General features: G+C 48.2%; 12 protein-coding genes, 2 tRNA genes and 1 other annotated feature. Of the genes, 9 read left to right on the forward strand and 5 right to left on the reverse strand.

Annotation, left to right across the window (positions count from 1 at the left end; all coding sequences use genetic code 11):
- Positions 1-123 precede the first annotated feature (123 nt).
- The 6 genes from GPK49_RS07970 (at position 124) to GPK49_RS07995 (ending at position 9,563) form a co-directional block, all read left to right on the forward strand.
- Complete coding sequence (locus GPK49_RS07970; RefSeq protein WP_016408191.1) at positions 124-1,578, forward strand: UDP-N-acetylmuramoyl-L-alanyl-D-glutamate--2,6-diaminopimelate ligase; 1,455 nt, start codon at positions 124-126, stop codon at positions 1,576-1,578.
- Positions 1,575-2,960 carry a UDP-N-acetylmuramoyl-tripeptide--D-alanyl-D-alanine ligase gene (locus tag GPK49_RS07975; RefSeq protein ID WP_016408190.1) on the forward strand — a complete coding sequence of 462 codons (1,386 nt, stop codon included), beginning with the start codon at positions 1,575-1,577 and terminating at the stop codon, positions 2,958-2,960. The genes GPK49_RS07970 and GPK49_RS07975 overlap by 4 nt, the downstream gene beginning before the upstream one ends.
- 1 nt (position 2,961) lies before the next feature.
- Positions 2,962-3,951, forward strand: coding sequence for a phospho-N-acetylmuramoyl-pentapeptide-transferase (gene mraY, locus GPK49_RS07980; RefSeq protein ID WP_330548498.1), 990 nt, complete (start codon positions 2,962-2,964; stop codon positions 3,949-3,951).
- A 26-nt stretch (positions 3,952-3,977) separates the two neighbouring features.
- Positions 3,978-5,336, forward strand: a complete 1,359-nt coding sequence (murD, locus tag GPK49_RS07985; RefSeq protein ID WP_124984513.1) for a UDP-N-acetylmuramoyl-L-alanine--D-glutamate ligase — start codon at positions 3,978-3,980, stop codon at positions 5,334-5,336.
- 24 nt (positions 5,337-5,360) lie between these two features.
- Positions 5,361-6,509: a putative lipid II flippase FtsW gene (gene ftsW / locus GPK49_RS07990; RefSeq protein WP_016408187.1), complete on the forward strand. Its 1,149-nt coding sequence runs from the start codon at positions 5,361-5,363 to the stop codon at positions 6,507-6,509.
- A 131-nt stretch (positions 6,510-6,640) separates the two neighbouring features.
- Positions 6,641-6,873: a binding site (T-box leader), on the forward strand.
- A gap of 56 nt (positions 6,874-6,929) precedes the next feature.
- Complete coding sequence (locus GPK49_RS07995) at positions 6,930-9,563, forward strand: valine--tRNA ligase (RefSeq protein WP_215677324.1); 2,634 nt, start codon at positions 6,930-6,932, stop codon at positions 9,561-9,563.
- A 49-nt stretch (positions 9,564-9,612) separates the two neighbouring features.
- On the opposite strand, the gene GPK49_RS08000 is transcribed toward GPK49_RS07995, so the two are convergent.
- The 3 genes from GPK49_RS08000 to GPK49_RS08010 all read right to left on the reverse strand — a co-directional run bounded on the left by GPK49_RS08000 (position 9,613) and on the right by GPK49_RS08010 (position 12,320).
- Positions 9,613-9,978 (reverse strand): VOC family protein, encoded by a 366-nt coding sequence (locus tag GPK49_RS08000; protein ID WP_215677326.1) that lies wholly within the window; start codon positions 9,976-9,978, stop codon positions 9,613-9,615.
- An 11-nt stretch (positions 9,979-9,989) separates the two neighbouring features.
- Complete coding sequence (locus GPK49_RS08005; protein ID WP_215677328.1) at positions 9,990-11,555, reverse strand: hypothetical protein; 1,566 nt, start codon at positions 11,553-11,555, stop codon at positions 9,990-9,992.
- A gap of 186 nt (positions 11,556-11,741) precedes the next feature.
- The gene (locus tag GPK49_RS08010) at positions 11,742-12,320 is read right to left on the reverse strand and encodes a DJ-1/PfpI family protein (protein ID WP_016408183.1); all 579 of its coding nucleotides are present in this window, start codon (positions 12,318-12,320) and stop codon (positions 11,742-11,744) included.
- 221 nt (positions 12,321-12,541) lie between these two features.
- On the opposite strand from GPK49_RS08010, the gene GPK49_RS08015 reads away from it, so the two are divergent.
- Complete coding sequence (locus GPK49_RS08015) at positions 12,542-13,234, forward strand: HAD family hydrolase (RefSeq protein ID WP_174707775.1); 693 nt, start codon at positions 12,542-12,544, stop codon at positions 13,232-13,234.
- A 43-nt stretch (positions 13,235-13,277) separates the two neighbouring features.
- On the opposite strand, the gene tyrS is transcribed toward GPK49_RS08015, so the two are convergent.
- Together tyrS and pepT are read right to left on the reverse strand one after the other, a co-directional pair.
- Positions 13,278-14,513, reverse strand: a complete 1,236-nt coding sequence (gene tyrS, locus GPK49_RS08020) for a tyrosine--tRNA ligase (RefSeq protein WP_016406528.1) — start codon at positions 14,511-14,513, stop codon at positions 13,278-13,280.
- Between the two features lie 327 nt (positions 14,514-14,840).
- A complete protein-coding gene (pepT, locus tag GPK49_RS08025) occupies positions 14,841-16,073 on the reverse strand; it encodes a peptidase T (RefSeq protein WP_215677329.1) in 1,233 nt (410 codons plus the stop codon).
- 332 nt (positions 16,074-16,405) lie between these two features.
- On the opposite strand from pepT, the gene GPK49_RS08030 reads away from it, so the two are divergent.
- Both GPK49_RS08030 and GPK49_RS08035 read left to right on the forward strand, forming a co-directional pair.
- Positions 16,406-16,491, forward strand: a tRNA-Ser gene (locus GPK49_RS08030).
- Positions 16,492-16,527: 36 nt separating this feature from the next.
- A tRNA-Ser gene (locus GPK49_RS08035) sits at positions 16,528-16,619 on the forward strand.
- The last annotated feature ends 143 nt before the right edge of the window (positions 16,620-16,762 follow it).

Consider the following 16,762-nt stretch of genomic DNA (forward strand, 5'->3'; position numbering starts at 1 on the left):
CCTTGCATTTTTCAAGAAAAATGGCAAAAATATTTGGTTGTAGGAGATAAGTGTGGTATACTAAAAAATGGCTTATTATTGAGATTTATTTATCGAAGCCGAAAAAGAAAGGAGGCTGTAAGAGTGAATCTGAAACAGCTTTTAGAGGGTATTTCTTATGAGGTACAGCAGGGAACGGCGGATGTGGAAATTTCCGATTTCCAGTACGATTCCCGCAAGGTAGAAAAAGACGGTCTGTTTGTCTGCATTACAGGATTTCAGACGGACGGACACAAATATATTCCCATGGCATTGGAAAAGGGGGCGGCTGCCCTTCTGTGTGAGCACAGGGTGGAAAACGTACCCGAAGGCGTAACGGTGCTTGTGACGGAAAATAACCGCATTGCGCTGGCACTGCTTTCCGACCATTTCTACGGACACCCCTCCGCAGAGATGAATGTCATCGGCGTGACAGGCACAAACGGCAAAACCTCGACCACCTATCTGATGAAATCCATTTTGGACAGAATCGGCAAAAAGGTGGGCATTATCGGCACGATTGAAAACCGCATCGGCGATGAGGTGCTGAAGGCGGAGCGGACAACGCCCGAATCGAAGGAGCTGCAGGCGCTCTTTCGCCGGATGAAGAATGAGGATGTGACGGACGTTGTGATGGAGGTTTCCTCTCATTCCTTGGATTTGCACAGGGTAGACGGAATTGCCTTTGATGTGGCAATTTTCACGAACCTGACACAGGATCATCTGGATTATCATAAAACAATGGAAAACTATAAGGCGGCAAAGGGGATGCTTTTCGCACGCGCGGCAAAAAGCGTCATCAATATGGACGATGCCGCAGGCGCATATATGAAGGAGCAAAGCAAGGGCGAGGTGCTGACAATCGGCGTGGACAGCAAGGCTGATTTGACGGCGGAGGGCATTGACGTTTCCGCAGACGGTACGGCATTTGACATGCTCTGGCAGGGCAAGCGGTATCCTGTACACCTGCATACGCCCGGACGGTTCAGCGTATACAACGCATTGGGTGCGGCAGGAGCGTGTATTCTGCTGGGTGTGCCCGTAGAGGAAATCGTGGCAGGGCTGACGGCAAACCCCGGCGTTTCCGGCAGATTCCAGACGGTACGCAGCAAAAGGGGCTGTCAGGCGGTGGTGGATTATGCACATACGCCCGATGGTTTGGAAAATGTGCTGAATACAGCGAATGAATTTGTAAAGGGCAAGCTGATTGCGGTATTTGGCTGCGGCGGCGACAGAGACAGAACAAAGCGTCCCATCATGGGCGAAATCGGCGGCAGACTGGCAGGCTACTGCATCATTACCTCGGATAACCCCAGAACGGAGGACCCGGAGAAGATTCTGGAGGATGTTGAGGTTGGGGTGAAGAAAACAGACTGCCCCTATGAAAAAATCGTGGACAGACGAGAGGCCATTCAGAAGGCGGTTGCTATGGCGGAAGCGGGCGACGTGATTCTGATTGCGGGGAAGGGACATGAAACCTATCAGATTTTCCCCGACAAAACCATTCATTTTGATGACATTGAGGAAGTACGCAAGGCATTTGGAGAGGATTGCTTATGAAAAAGATTACGATCAGAGAAATTATCAAGGCAACAGGCGCACAGATGATTGCCTTGGGGGATATGGAGGAAGCACTGAATAAGGAAATCTGGTATGTGACACAGGATTCCAGAGAAACAAAGGAAGGCGTTCTTTTTGTTGCAAGAGTGGGAGAGGTGCGTGACGGGCATGATTTTCTGCCCCAGTGCTTTGCAAACGGCGTGACCGCCTGCCTTTCTCAGAAGGTGGTGGCACCCACGAATGGGGCGATTGTGCTTCTGGTTCCCGATACGGGGAAGGCGCTGCTTGATTTGGCGGCTTATTACAGAAATCTGTTTGATATTCCCGTTGTTGCGGTGACAGGGAGTGTCGGCAAGACAACAACAAAGGATATGATTGCATCCGTGGTTTCGCAGAAATACGATACCTTGTGGACACAGGGCAATTACAACAATGAGGTTGGCGTGCCGCTGACGATTTTCCGCATTGAGGAGCACCATCAGGCGGCAATCATTGAAATGGGCATGAACCACTTCGGGGAGCTGGACAGAATTGCGAAGGCAGTGCGCCCGAACATCGGCGTGATTTCCAATGTCGGCGTGGCGCATATTGAATTTCTGGGCAGCAGAGAAGGGATTCTGAAGGCGAAATGCGAAATGCTTGCACATCTGGAAAAGGACGGCGTTGCGATTCTCAATGCAGACAACGATATGCTGCAGACGCTGGAGGGCAAGCTGCCGCAGAAGATTCGTTGGTTCGGCATTGAAAACAAAAGAGATTTTTATGCGGATGAGATTGCACAGGTTGGTCTGGAAAAAACAGCCTGCACGATTCATACACCGATTGGCAATGTGCGCGTGAATATTCCCATTCCGGGGGTACACATGGTGCTGAATGCGCTTTCCGCGGCGGCGGTCGGCGTGGAGCTGGGGCTGACACCGGAGCAGGTGAAGGCGGGGATTGAAGGCTTCCGGGCGACCAAAAACAGAATGAGCATTGAAACAACGAAGGACGGCATTACGATTCTGAATGACGTTTATAATTCCAACCCGGTTTCCTGCAAGGCCTCTCTGGATATTCTGGCGAACGCAAAGGGCAGAAGGATTGCCGTTCTGGGCTTTATGGGCGAGCTGGGCGATTATGCGGAGGAAGGACACCGTGAGGTCGGTATCCATGCGGCGGAAAAAGGCATTGATGTGCTTTACTGCATCGGGCTTTGCTGTGATTACATGGCAGATGCGGCGAAAAAGGCAGGCATGAAAGAGGTTTATTATCTGGAAACACAGGAAGAATTCTGGGAGAAGGGACTGCCTACGCTGAAAGCAGGCGATACGATTCTGCTCAAGGCATCCCGCAGCAGAGAATTTGAAAAAACAGTAGCAAAATTGCAAGGAGTGAACTAAAGTGGGTTCTTTGGAACAGGCAGTCTATGCCATCATCATATCTTTCGTGATTGGGGTGATTTTGTGTCCCATCGTGATTCCTATGCTGAGAAAACTGAAATTCGGGCAGAATGTGCGTGACGACGGGCCGCAGACACATCTGGCAAAGCAGGGCACGCCTACGATGGGCGGTGTTGCCTTTCTGGCGGCATTTGTGATTACAAGCCTTTTCTTTCTGAATGGGAACAGGGACGGCGCGGCTATCATGCTGATGACCCTGTGCTATGGGCTGATTGGCTTTTTGGATGACTATATTAAGGTGGTAAAAAAGCGTTCTCTGGGGCTGCGTGCGTATCAGAAGCTATTGTTACAGCTGATTGTAACGGGGCTGTTCTGCTCGTATATCATGAAAAGCGGCATCGGTACGGCGATTTATATTCCCTTTACAGACGGGAAAATGATTGATTTACAGCTGATTTTCATTCCCTTCCTGTTTGTGGCGGTGTTGGGAACAGTGAACGGGGTCAACCTGACAGACGGTCTGGATGGGCTGGCAGGCGGCGTAACCCTTCTGGTGGCGGCATTCTTCATGATTGTGGCATGGGCGGCAGGCAGCACGATTGCACCTGTTTGCGGTGCGATTGTGGGCGGTCTGATGGCGTTCTTAATCTTTAACTCCTATCCTGCAAAGGTGTTCATGGGGGATACGGGGTCTCTGGCACTGGGCGGCTTTGTGGCATCGGCGGCGTTTATTCTGAAAATGCCCATTTTTATCGTGATTGTCGGGTTTATTTACCTCTGGGAATCCATTTCTGTTATGCTGCAGGTTGGCTGGTTTAAGCTTACAAAGAGAAAATACGGGGAAGGCAGACGCTTATTTAAAATGGCACCCTTCCATCATCATCTGGAAAAATGCGGTTGGAAGGAAACCAAGGTTGTGACGCTTTTTTATGTGGCAACGGCACTGCTGTGTCTCATTGGTTTTCTGGGCTGTAAATATATGTTCCTGTAAGGAATTTTGGAAAGAAGGAATCAAACGTGGAATACAATGGTAAAAAGGCCTTAGTCTGCGGCATGGCAAGAAGCGGCATTGCGGCGGCAAAGCTGTTGAACAGACTGGGTGCGAGGGTTACATTGCAGGATATGAAAAAAAGAGAGGAAATTTCTGCCGATGTGCTGGCATTGGAGGGGGAGGGCATCGTGCTTTACACGGGCGCAAACCCCGATGAGATTGCCTGCGCGCAGGATTTAATTGTATTAAGCCCCGGTATTCCCTGCGACCTGCCTTTTATTGCGGCGGCGGAAAATGCAGGAATCGAGGTTATCAGCGAGGTGGAACTGGCGTACCGCTTGACACCCTGCCCGATTACGGCAATCACAGGCACAAACGGCAAAACAACCACAACCACGCTGACAGGCGAAATCATGAAAACGGCTTACAGCGGTACGGCGGTTGTCGGAAACATTGGAGTGCCTTACAGCGAGGAGGTAGAGCGGCTGACCGAAAAGGATTGGGTGGTTGCGGAAATCAGCAGCTTCCAGATGGAAAAGGCGAAGGAATTTCATCCGCATATTAGCGCAGTGCTGAATATTACACCCGACCATTTGAACAGACATAAAACCATGGACGTTTACATTGCCATGAAGGAAAGAGTTTTTGCAAAGCAGACCGCAGAGGATTTCTGTATTCTGAACCATGGGGATGCGGCTTGCAGAAAAATGGCGGATAAAACCGCGGCGAAGGTATTTTTCTTCGATTCCTCCGAAAGGCTTGCGGAAGGCATTTATCTGGACGGGGATGCCATTGAGGTGCGCTGGGGCGCTATCAACGAAACCCTGATTCATGTGGATGAATTACAGATTCTGGGCGTGCATAACTATGAAAACGTGATGGCGGCGGCGGCAATGGGCATTTGTGCGGGGATTGCATTGGATACCATTCGCACGGTGCTGAAGGGATTTGCAGGCGTAGCACATCGCATCGAATATGTTGCGACGGTGGACGGTGTGGACTATTATAATGACTCCAAGGGGACGAATGTGGACGCATCCATCCGTGCGGTACTGGCGATGAAAAAGCCGATTGTACTGATTGGCGGCGGCTATGATAAGGGCAGCTCCTTTGATGAATGGACAAAGCTGTTTCCCGGCAGAGTGAAGCATCTGGTGCTGATTGGCGTAACCGCACCGAAGGTACGCGCATCTGCGGAGAAATTCGGCTTTACTGCCATTTCCGATTGCGAAACCTTTGCAGAAGCGGTTGACCTGTGCAGAGAAAAGGCGGAGGACGGCGACTGCGTACTGCTTTCTCCTGCATGCGCAAGCTGGGGCATGTTTGATAACTACGAACAGCGCGGAGATATGTTCAAGGAGCAGGTTCGGGGATATCTGAAATAAAAAACGCTGGAATGAGGTGTGAAAATGAGTCATGTCAAACCAAAAAAGAAAACCGCAAAGCGGAAGTATAGAAAGCCGTTGGGATATGACTTCACGGTTCTGTTTATCGTGCTGATTCTGGTGCTTTTTGGCGTTGTCATGATTTTCAGCTCTAGCTATTATTACACAATGACAACGGAGCGATTCCATAATGATATGTTCTATTTCCTGAAGCGGCAGAGCCTTTGGGCGGTTCTGGGGATTGTGGCAATGGTTGGCATGATGCATATTCCGTATACCCTCTGGAGACGATTTGCAAAGCTGGCATACTGGCTTTCCAACCTGTTCCTGCTTGCACTGCCCTTTGTCGGGACAGAGGCAGGCGGGCAGAAGCGTTGGCTGGGGATTGGTTCGCTTTCCTTTCAGCCTTCGGAGTTTACGAAAATTGCCGTGATTCTGTTTCTTTCCTCTTATGTGATTGAGCATCGGAAGGAGCTGGCAAATCTGAAGGGGTTCCTCAAGGCATGCTGCGTGCTGCTGCTGCCTGTGGCACTGATTGCAATATCGAACTTTTCCTCGGCGCTCTTGGTTGGGCTGATGGGTGCAACGATTCTGTTTGTGGCAAGCCCTCGTGTTTGGTATTTCGGGGCGGCAATCGCAGGGGCAATTCCTCTTTGCGGCCTTGCTGTAGCGATTCCCAAGTTTCGCTACAGACTGACCCGTATCAAGACATGGCTTGACCCCTGGGCAGATCCGACGGGCGATGGCTTCCAGACGATTCAGTCGCTGTATGCACTGGCATCCGGCGGCTTATTCGGGCTTGGACTGGGGCAGAGCCGACAGAAAACCTTTATTCCGGAGGCATATAACGATATTATTTTTGCGATTATCTGCGAGGAGTTGGGAATTGTCGGGGCGGCGTTGGTGATTCTGCTGTTTGCGGTGCTTATCTGGCGAGGGATTCGCATTGCGATGAATGCAAAGGACAGCTATGGGATGCTGGTTGCAACGGGGATTACGGCGGTTATCGCCTTCCAGTCGATTATCAATATCGGCGTTGTAACGAATACGATTCCAAATACGGGGCAGCCGCTGCCGTTTATCAGCTACGGCGGCACCTCGCTGTTGTTTTTGATGGCGATGGTTGGGATGCTGCTGAATATTTCACGTTATCCCAAGGACAGGGAAAATTAAAGTTGAAAACAGGAAAGACTTTTTGAAAAATAGTAGAAAAGTCTTTTTTTCTTACTTATTTACTAATTTAGGGTTGACAAAACTGGTAGAATTGAATAAAATCTTGAGATATAGAAAGAAAAACAACACTGTGAAAGACAGAGAAAAAGAGGAGTACACATCCGAACTATACAGAGAGAAGGATTCATTGGCTGAAAAATCCTTTGTAGAAAGAATGTGGAAGGTAGCTTTGGAGTTGCTTTGTTGAAGGGGATTTCAGAAGAAATTTCTGGGTAGGCAAAGCCGGGAGGTCCCGTTACAGACGATAAAGTGTCCGTTTTTAGAAACGGGAAATAAGGTGGTACCGCGAGCTTTCGTCCTTTGGTTGGACGGAGGCTTTTTTTGATTCACGGTGAAATGAAAAAAATAGGAGGAAATACTATGAAAGAGCTGGCAAAGAATTTTGACCCCTCTGTTGTAGAGGAAAGACTTTACAACAAATGGATGGAAAAGAAATATTTCCATACAGAAGTAGATAAAACAAAAGAACCTTTTTGCATCGTGATGCCGCCCCCGAATATCACAGGGCAGTTGCACATGGGACATGCACTGGACAACACCATGCAGGATATCCTGATTCGCTGGAAAAGAATGGCAGGCTACAACGCACTCTGGGTACCCGGCATTGACCATGCAAGCATTTCCACAGAGCTGAAGGTTGTGCAGAAGATGGCATCCGAAGGGCTGACAAAGGAGGATGTTGGTCGTGAGGGCTTTTTGGAACGCGCGTGGGCGTGGAAGGAAGAATACGGCGGCATTATTCTGAACCAGCTGAGAAAGCTGGGCTGCTCCTGCGACTGGGATCGTGTACGCTTTACGATGGATGAGGGCTGCTCCGAAGCGGTTCTGGAAACCTTCTGCCGTCTGTATGAAAAGGGCTATATTTACCGCGGGGAAAAGATTATCAACTGGTGTCCTGAGTGTCAGACTACAATTTCTGACGCAGAGGTAGAGCATGTTGATATGGCAGGGCATTTTTATCATATCAATTACCCCATTGTTGGTTCTGATGAAAAGCTGAGACTGGCAACCACCAGACCCGAAACCATGCTGGGCGATACTGCGGTTGCGGTACATCCCGCAGATGAAAGATATCAGCACCTGATCGGCAAGACCTGTATCGTTCCCGTTCTGAATAAGGAAGTACCCATCGTTGCGGATGAATATGTTGACAGAGAATTTGGTACCGGTGTTGTAAAAATTACACCTGCACATGACCCGAATGACTTCGAGGTTGGGCTGAGACATGACCTGCCCCGTATTTGCGTGATGAATGATGACGGCACAATGAATGAGAAGGCAGGCAGATTTGCAGGCATGGACAGATTGGAGGCCAGAAAGGAAATCGTAAAACAGCTGGATGAGGAAGGCTATCTGGTTGAAATCGAGGATATTACCCATGCGGTAGGCTGCCATGAAAGATGCCACGAACCCATCGAACCCATGATTAAACTGCAGTGGTTTGTAAAGATGGACGAGCTGGCAAAGCCTGCCATCAAGGTTTATCAGGATCAGGAGCTGAAATTTGTTCCCGAACGTTTCGGCAAGATTTATATGCACTGGCTGGATAATATCCGTGACTGGTGTATTTCCCGTCAGCTTTGGTGGGGACACAGAATTCCTGCATACTACTGTGCGGACTGCGGTCATATCACAGTAGCGAAGGAAAACCCCGGAAAATGCGAAAAATGCGGCTCCGCAAATATCACACAGGATGAGGATACACTGGATACCTGGTTCAGCTCTGCGCTGTGGCCCTTCTCCACGCTTGGTTGGCCACATGAAACAGAGGAGCTGAAGCATTTCTATCCCACAAGCGTTTTGGTAACAGGCTATGATATCATTTTCTTCTGGGTTATCAGAATGGTATTCTCCGGCATGGAGCAGATTGGCGAAAGACCGTTTAACGATGTTCTGATTCATGGGCTGATTCGTGACGATCAGGGGAGAAAATTCTCCAAATCTCTGGGCAATGGGATTGACCCTCTGGAGGTTATCGCAAACTACGGTGCTGACCCCCTGCGTCTGATGCTGATTACAGGCAACGCACCCGGTAATGATATGCGTTTCTATTGGGAAAGACTGGATAATTGCAGAAACTTCTGCAACAAGATGTGGAATGCGTCCCGTTTCGTGATGATGAATATGGAGGATGGCGAAGAACCTAAGTTCCTGATGCTGACCTCTGCGGATAAATGGATTCTGTCCAAGGTAAACACGCTGGCGAAGGAAGTACAGGAAAGCCTGAGCAAATATGACCTTGGTCTGGCGGCACAGAAGGTTTATGATTTCATCTGGGATGAATACTGTGACTGGTATATTGAAATGGTGAAGCCTCGCCTGTATAACAAGGAGGACAGCACAAGAGCAGCGGCACTGTGGACGCTAAAGCAGGTTCTGATCAATGCACTGAAGCTGATGCACCCCTTCATGCCCTTCATTACAGAGGAGCTGTTTATGCATATTCAGGATGAGGAAGAAACCATCATGACCTCTCAGTGGCCTGTTTACAAGGAGGAATGGAACTTCAAGGAAAATGAAGCGGAAATCGATGCCATCAAAGAGGCAGTAAGAAATATTCGTAACATTCGTGCGGAAATGAACGTTGCGCCCTCTAAGAAGGTACATGTTTACGTTGTTTCCGAAAACGAAGGTGTTCGGTATATCTTTGAACATTCCAAGGTATTCTTTAAGACACTGGCACACGCAAGCGAGGTAACCGTGCAGACGGACAAGGCAGGCATTGGCGAGGATGCGGTTTCTGTTGTGGTTCAGGATGCGACCATCTATATGCCTTTGGCAGAGCTGGTTGATTTCGCGAAGGAAATCGAACGTCTGGAAAAGGAAAAGACCAAACTGGAAAAAGAGGTTGACCGCGTTGTGAAGAAGCTGGCAAATCAGGGCTTCGTTGCAAAGGCACCCGCGCATGTAATTGAAGAAGAAAAGGCGAAGGAAGAAAAATATAAAGCAATGCTGGCACAGGTTGAGGAAAGACTGGCACAGCTGAAAAAATAAGAAAAATAAAATTTGAATCCCCTTGGAGAAATTCCAAGGGGATTTTACGTTAAGGGGTCGGGATAATTTCGAGCCAGTAATTGTCCGGATCGTTGATGAAATAGATGCCCATTTCGGGATTTTCAAAGCAGATGCAGCCCATTTCCTTGTGCTTTGCATGTGCCGCATCGAAATCCTCTGCCTGAAAAGCAAGATGGAATTCATTTTCGCCAAGGTTGTAGGGCTCCTTGCGGTCGCGCAGCCAAGTCAGCTCTAATGTGAAATCGGATTTGCCGTCACCCAGATAAACCAGCTTCCAGCTGCCGTCAGGGGCTTCCTTGCGGCGAACCTCCTTCAGACCAAGTGCGGCTGCATAGAATGCCATGCTTTTTTCTAAATCCAACACGTTATAATTGTAATGATTAAAGGTAAACATACGAATCCTCCTTAGTGGTGATGATGGTCGTGGTCATGTCCGCAGCCGCAGTCATGATCGTGGTGATGGTGGTGGTCATGCCCACAGCCGCAGTCATCATCGTGGTGATGATGATGGTCATGCCCACAGCCGCAGTCATCATCATAGTCTTCGGTGATGGACTGCCAGCCGTTTTCGTTGAATACCATACCGACCTTATCCACAATCAGAACCTTCTGTTCCTCGGAGGCTGCTTTGTCGATGGCCTCCATTATCATATCCATCACATCATGGACAGTATAGACAGGGGGCAAAGCACCTGTCAGATTCTGCATTGCCAGCTTTCTGGTCTGGGTAGGCAGGGTGTCGAAGTGGTTTCTTGTTTTTGTAATAAACGCATCAAAGAGGGCTTTCTTTTCCTCTGCGGTTGCGGCAGGAAGCTCCTCCGGGATATCGAAATGGAACAATTCATCGTTCAAATCACCGAAGAAGCATTCGCGGATGAATTCCTCTGTCATGAGAACCTTTTTGGTATCCGCGGAGAAGCCGGCGAAGGAGCCTGCCTTTTGCAGGGCTTCATATTCTTCCTTACCGATGGCATTTGCTTTATCAATGACAGGCTCAACGGTTGCCTCCAGCTGCTCTGTGAGGGTATCCAGATAAGCCGCTTTTTCGGTCAGAGTCAGCTTATCGCTGATGAAATCGCAGACGATATGATACAAATCGGCATAGGCAGCACTGCCCTCTGTGATGTCCGTGAAGGAATAGGTGAGATAGAACAGGAGAATCAGGGAATTGATATCATGCAGGATACAGGAGAAATATTCCTCAATCTGCTCCAATGCTTCAAAGGTTTCCTTGAGCTCCTCATAGAAATTTGCAAGCTCCTCATCGGAAAGCTTATGCGGAAGAACCATGCGCTTCTGTCCAATCCATTCTGCGAGTTCGGGAAAATATTTGCCGTACAGGGGATTTTCCTGCGGACTGCAAAAGCCCTCGAAGGCTTTCAGGGAAGCATCGATAAAATCCCTGCTTTCGCCTGCAAAAGCGGCATCCAGAGAGGCACGGACGGTGTCATAATATTTATCCCTTGTCATATAGAGGGGGATACACTTGAGAAGCTGCCCCATGTAGGTTTTCTGATCGAGCAGAGTTTCCGCACTTTCCATAAAGGCGTGGCAGTCTGCAAAGAACAGAGACCATTCCACCTGCTTCTGGGATACGCCGTCCTCCTTATATTTGCGCAGGGCAATCTGGTCGCTGACAAGCGTGGAGATGATGTTCCACTGGGAGAAATAGCTGTAGATGGTTTCGTAGATGGAAAGCAGACGCTTTTTCAGCTCCATGCAGTCCTCCAGTGCAACTATGCGGGATGCGGCATCGCTTTCGAGCAGATCCTCCAGGCGGATGAGGTATGCCTTGATTTCCTCCTTGATTTCCTGCACATCGGCAGGGATTTCATAGGGGAGGGCGGTTACGCCTTTTTCGGCATCCTCCATGGCACTCATGAGCAGCAGCAGCAGAGAGCCGACTGCCTGCTGATAGATATAATCCGCAGAGAGATTTCTTATTTTTTCTTCTAATGCAATATTGGACATAAGAAGTTCTCCTTTCTCAGTTTCAAATTTTCGTATCTTTTATTATAAAGGAAAAATGGCGAAAGTACAAGCAGAAGGGGAAGGGCACGGGGAAACGGGCAAAATAAAAACAGAGAGAGCAATTCCGAAGAAAAGTCCTCCCTGCTTTTTTTATTTTAAGAAAAAGATATTACAAAGTTACTGTGATTACAGTTCCCATTTTGCGCCCATCAGCTTGATGAATTCTCTTGTGATTGCGGAATCGCCGGGCCATGCGGGAGCAGTTACCAGATTGCCGTCTACAACAGCCTCGGAAGCATCAACAGCTACATATTCGCCGCCTGCCAGAGTGATATCGGGACCAACTGCGGGATATGCGGTTGCCTTTTTGCCTTTCAGCACATTGGCAGCGGTCAGAATCTGAGGGCCGTGGCAGATTGCAGCGACAGGCTTATTTGCTGCAAAGAATTCCTGTACGATTTCGATGACTCTGGGGGTCAGTCTCAGATATTCGGGAGAACGACCGCCTGTGATAAACAGACCTGCATAATCGGCTGTATTTACTGCATCAAAATCTGCTGTCAGAGCAAAGTTATGACCTCTCTTTTCGGAGTATGTCTGTTCGCCTTCAAAGTCGTGAATTGCTGTACGGATAATATCGCCTGCTTTTTTATCGGGGCATACAACATCTACCTGATAGCCCAACATTTCCATTGCCTGGAAGGGTACCATTGTTTCATAATCTTCTGTGAAATCGCCTGCTAACATCAATACTTTCTTTGCCATAAGAATTCCTCCTTTAAAGAAAAAGCATGACAGTTTTTGAGAAAAAACTGCATTTTTATGTAATAAAAATGTTTCCTTTTTTATTTAAGTCTTATTATAGACCTGTTGGGACAAATTGACAAGGGGGTGGGCAAAAAAAATCCATACAAAATAACTAGCGTTAAAATTGTTGAATATGAATGAAAAAAAGAATAAAATAGGAGCGGACGGAGGTGAAAAAAATGAAAAAACAACAGGCAATTTTGTTTGATTTGGATGGGACGCTGCTGAACACACTGGATGACCTAACAAGCAGTGTGAATGTGACCTTACAGGCGCACGGCTTTCCTTTGCGGAGGAAAGAAGAAATCCGAAAATTTCTTGGAAATGGGAGTGAGTTTCTGATGCGGTCGGCTTTGCCTGAGGGGACGAAGGAGGCGGTTTTTGCGGCTTGTCTGGCGGAATATCAGGCATATTATAAGGCACACATGGCGGACAAAACCGCGCCCTACGAGGGGATTTTGCCTTTGCTGAAAAGGCTGAAGGAAAGTGGTCTGCGCCTTGGTGTGGTATCGAATAAATTTGATACGGCGGTGAAGGGGCTTTGCGAAAGATATTTCCCCGGCTGCATTGATGCGGCGGCAGGAGAGAGAGAAGCCGAGGGGATTCGGCGCAAGCCTGCACCCGATATGGTCTTTACGGCGGCGGAGCGGCTTGGTGTGAAAAGAGAGGACTGCTTATACATCGGGGATTCCGAGGTGGATTTGCAGACGGCAAAAAACGCAGGAATGGACTGCATCAGCGTTTGCTGGGGGTTTCGGGATGCGGAATTTCTGAAGCAGGCGGGTGCGACACAGCTGGTACATACGCCGAAGGAGCTGGAAAAGCTGCTTTTGGGCGAATCAGATAATTTAGAGCATAAAAATAAGAGGTGAAAAACACCTCTTATTTTTATGTGGTTCTTTTTTTATATGGTTCTTATTTCAGAATGACATTATGGAAGGTCTTTTTGCCCTTCTGCACCAACAGCTTACCATCTGTAAAGAGGTCTGCGGTTACTTTGAAATCAATATCCTTTATGGGCTGCTCTGCCAGCTTTACGCCGCCCTGCTGCACGGCACGTCTGCCCTCGGAGCGGGAAGGAACGACCTTAATTGTGGTCAGCAGTGTCAGGATATCCATGCCTTCTGCAAATTCGGCGGCAGAAATTTCTGTAGAGGGGGCATCCACGGTTGCAGCACCCTTACCGAACAATGCTCTTGCGGCATCCTGTGCTTTGGTTGCTTCTGCTTCGCCATGTACGATTTTTGTCAGCTCAAAGGCAAGGACTTCCTTTGCATGATTGATTTCCGCGCCCTCCAGTGCGCCCAGACGGCGAACCTCATCCATAGGCAGGAAGGTCAGCAGAGCCAGACATTTTTCAACGTCCTTATCCCCGATATTTCTCCAGTACTGATAGAATTCGTAGGGAGAGGTTTTTTCAGGGTCAAGCCAAACGGCACCGGAAACGGTTTTGCCCATTTTTACGCCTTCGCTGTTTGTCAGCAGCTTGAAGGTCATGCCATAAGCGGGCTTCTGCGCTTTGCGGCGAATCAGCTCTACGCCTGCGATGATATTAGACCACTGGTCATTGCCGCCCATTTCCAGCATACAGTTGTATCTTTTGTTCAGTTCGTAGAAATCGTAGCCCTGCATAATCATATAGTTAAATTCGAGGAAGGACAGACCAAGCTCTCTATCCATACGGGTTTTGAAGCAATCTGCCGCAAGCATACGGTTTACGGAGAAATGGGTGCCGATTTCACGCAGGAATTCGATATAGTTCAGATTTCTCAGCCAGTCTGCGTTATTGGCAATGATGGCACCGCCCTCGCCCTCATCGAAATTGATGAAACGGGAAAGCTGCTTTTTGATGCAGGCTACGTTATGGTCGATGGTTTCGACAGTCATCATTTTACGCATATCGGCTTTGCCGGAGGGGTCGCCAATCATGCCTGTGCCGCCACCCATCAGGCAGATGGGGCGGTTGCCGCAGCGCTGCATGTGCGCCATAGCCATAACGGTCAGGAAATGCCCAACGTGCAGGCTGTCCGCGGTGGGGTCGATGCCGATATAGAAGGTGACACCGCCTTTTTCAAAAAGCGCTTTGATTTCTTCTTCGTGTGTCAGCTGTTCGATAAAGCCGCGTTCCTTTAATACTTCATAAGCGTTCATGTTACATTCTCCTTTTCTGATATATGATGGATAGATTGATGCAGCGAAGCCTTGCGCAAAAGCATAAAAAAGGGCCTCTCGCCGAAAGGACGAGAGAACCCGTGGTACCACCTTAATTTATGCCTATTCTGCAAAAAGACAAGCATCTTCCTGCCCCTGTAACGTAGGGCAATCGTTGTGTCATTTCCTACACAAAGCTCATGAGGCGTAATTTACAAAAACTGTGCTGCAGACCTTTCACCGACCGGACTGCTCTCTGCGGCTGTAACCAGTTTTGCCCATATACTCAATCATCGCTGTTATCATAAATAATATGAGAAAATGATATCATACGTTTTTTTGAAAGTCAAGCGTCGTTGCGGCAAGTTCTGCGATACGAACAATCATGCTGACTGCCTTTTCCATGGAAGGAACGGGGACATATTCATAATTGCTGTGGAAATTATGACCGCCGGCGAAAAGGTTCGGACAAGGCAGACCCATGAAGGAAAGACGCGCACCGTCTGTGCCGCCGCGGATAGGCTGAATGATGGGAGTGATGCCGCAGTCGATCATTGCCTGCTTTGCAAGGCTTACAATTTCCATGTGGGGTTCAATCTGCGAGAGCATATTATAATATTCATCATGCAAATCCAATTCGATACAGTTATTATACTGTGCATTTTTGCGTTCCACAATCAGCCGCAGAAGCTCTTTGCGGTGCGCGAAGGAGTCTGCGTTAAAATCACGAATGATATAATTCAGGGTTGCGGAGGTGACATCACCTTCAAAGGAGCAGAGATGGAAAAAGCCTTCGTAGCCTTCGGTTTTCGCGGGTGTTTCGCGTTCCGGCAGGAGAGAAGCAATTTCCGTACCGATGAGGGCGGCGTTTTTCATGACATTTTTTGCAGAGCCGGGATGTACATTTTTCCCTTTGATGCGAATGATTGCGCGTGCCGCATTGAAGTTTTCATATTCCAGCTCACCGATGCGGCCGCCATCCAGCGTGTAGGCGAAATCTGCGTGAAATTTGTCCACATCGAAGAAATCCACACCCTTGCCGATTTCTTCATCGGGGGTAAAGGCAATGCGAATATCTCCATGGGGAATTTCGGGATGTGCGAGAAGATATTCTGCGGCAGTGAGAATTTCGGCAATGCCTGCTTTATCATCCGCGCCAAGCAGGGTGGTGCCGTCTGAGGTGATGAGGGTCTGCCCGATATACTCCTTTAAGGAAGGAAATTCCTTGGGAGAAAGAACGGTACCATTGAGGGGGATTGCTTTGCCGTCATAATTTTCCACAATATTTGAAAGGACATTTTCACCGCTTGCATCGGGGCTGGTATCCATGTGGGAAATAAAGCCGATGGTGGGAGCGTTTGCTGTATTGCCAGGCAGAAGTGCGGTCACATAGCCATAGGCATCCACAGAAACGGATTGCAGACCAATCGCTTCACATTCCTTTGCAAGAAAAGCGGCAAAGGCAAGCTGTCGCTTGGTGCTGGGAAAGGTATCGGATGCTTCATCGGAAGTGGTGTGATGCTTTACGTATGTTAAAAAACGTTCTGTAACTGTTTTCATAGGTACCTCCTTGTTGCATAGATTTTGAAAGTCAATCTATTTTAGCATGGATTAAAAAGAAAAGCTACATGTAAGCGATATGCAGCGGAGAGAATTTATATATAATTTATATATAAGGTAAGAAAAAGTTTTTAGCAAAAAAATGAAAAAAAGGGGTTGACAGGTTTCGACTTTTCCTGTAATATCTATATCACCGCGAGCGACACGGAAACATGACGCTGAGGTTGCTAAAAAGAAAAAACGAAAGAAAGCGAAAAAAATGCTTGACAACCGTTGGTCGGTAAGATATAATAGTCAAGGTCGCTGCGCAAGAAGAAGCAACTAAACTTCATGGAGAGATGTCCGAGTGGTTTAAGGAGCTGGTCTTGAAAACCAGTGATTCCGTAAGGAGCCGTGGGTTCGAATCCCACTCTCTCCGTCAATTAAATACCATACAATGAACTGAGAGCATTATGGAGAAGTACCCAAGTGGTTGAAGGGGTTCGCCTGGAAAGCGGATAGGTCGTTAATAGCGGCGCGAGGGTTCAAATCCCTCCTTCTCCGCCATTTATTTTAACTGAGTTCAAATGTGGTTAAAATAAAAGTACTAAAATAAGTACTTGACAAGAAAATGAAGATTTGATAAAATAATCTTCGCTGCTGAAAAAGCAGATTGATCCTTGAAAACTGAACAATGGATATGAATAAAC

It is taken from the genome of Clostridium sp. MCC345, assembly GCF_018785345.1.
GTDB lineage: Bacteria > Bacillota > Clostridia > Lachnospirales > Anaerotignaceae > Anaerotignum_A > Anaerotignum_A faecicola.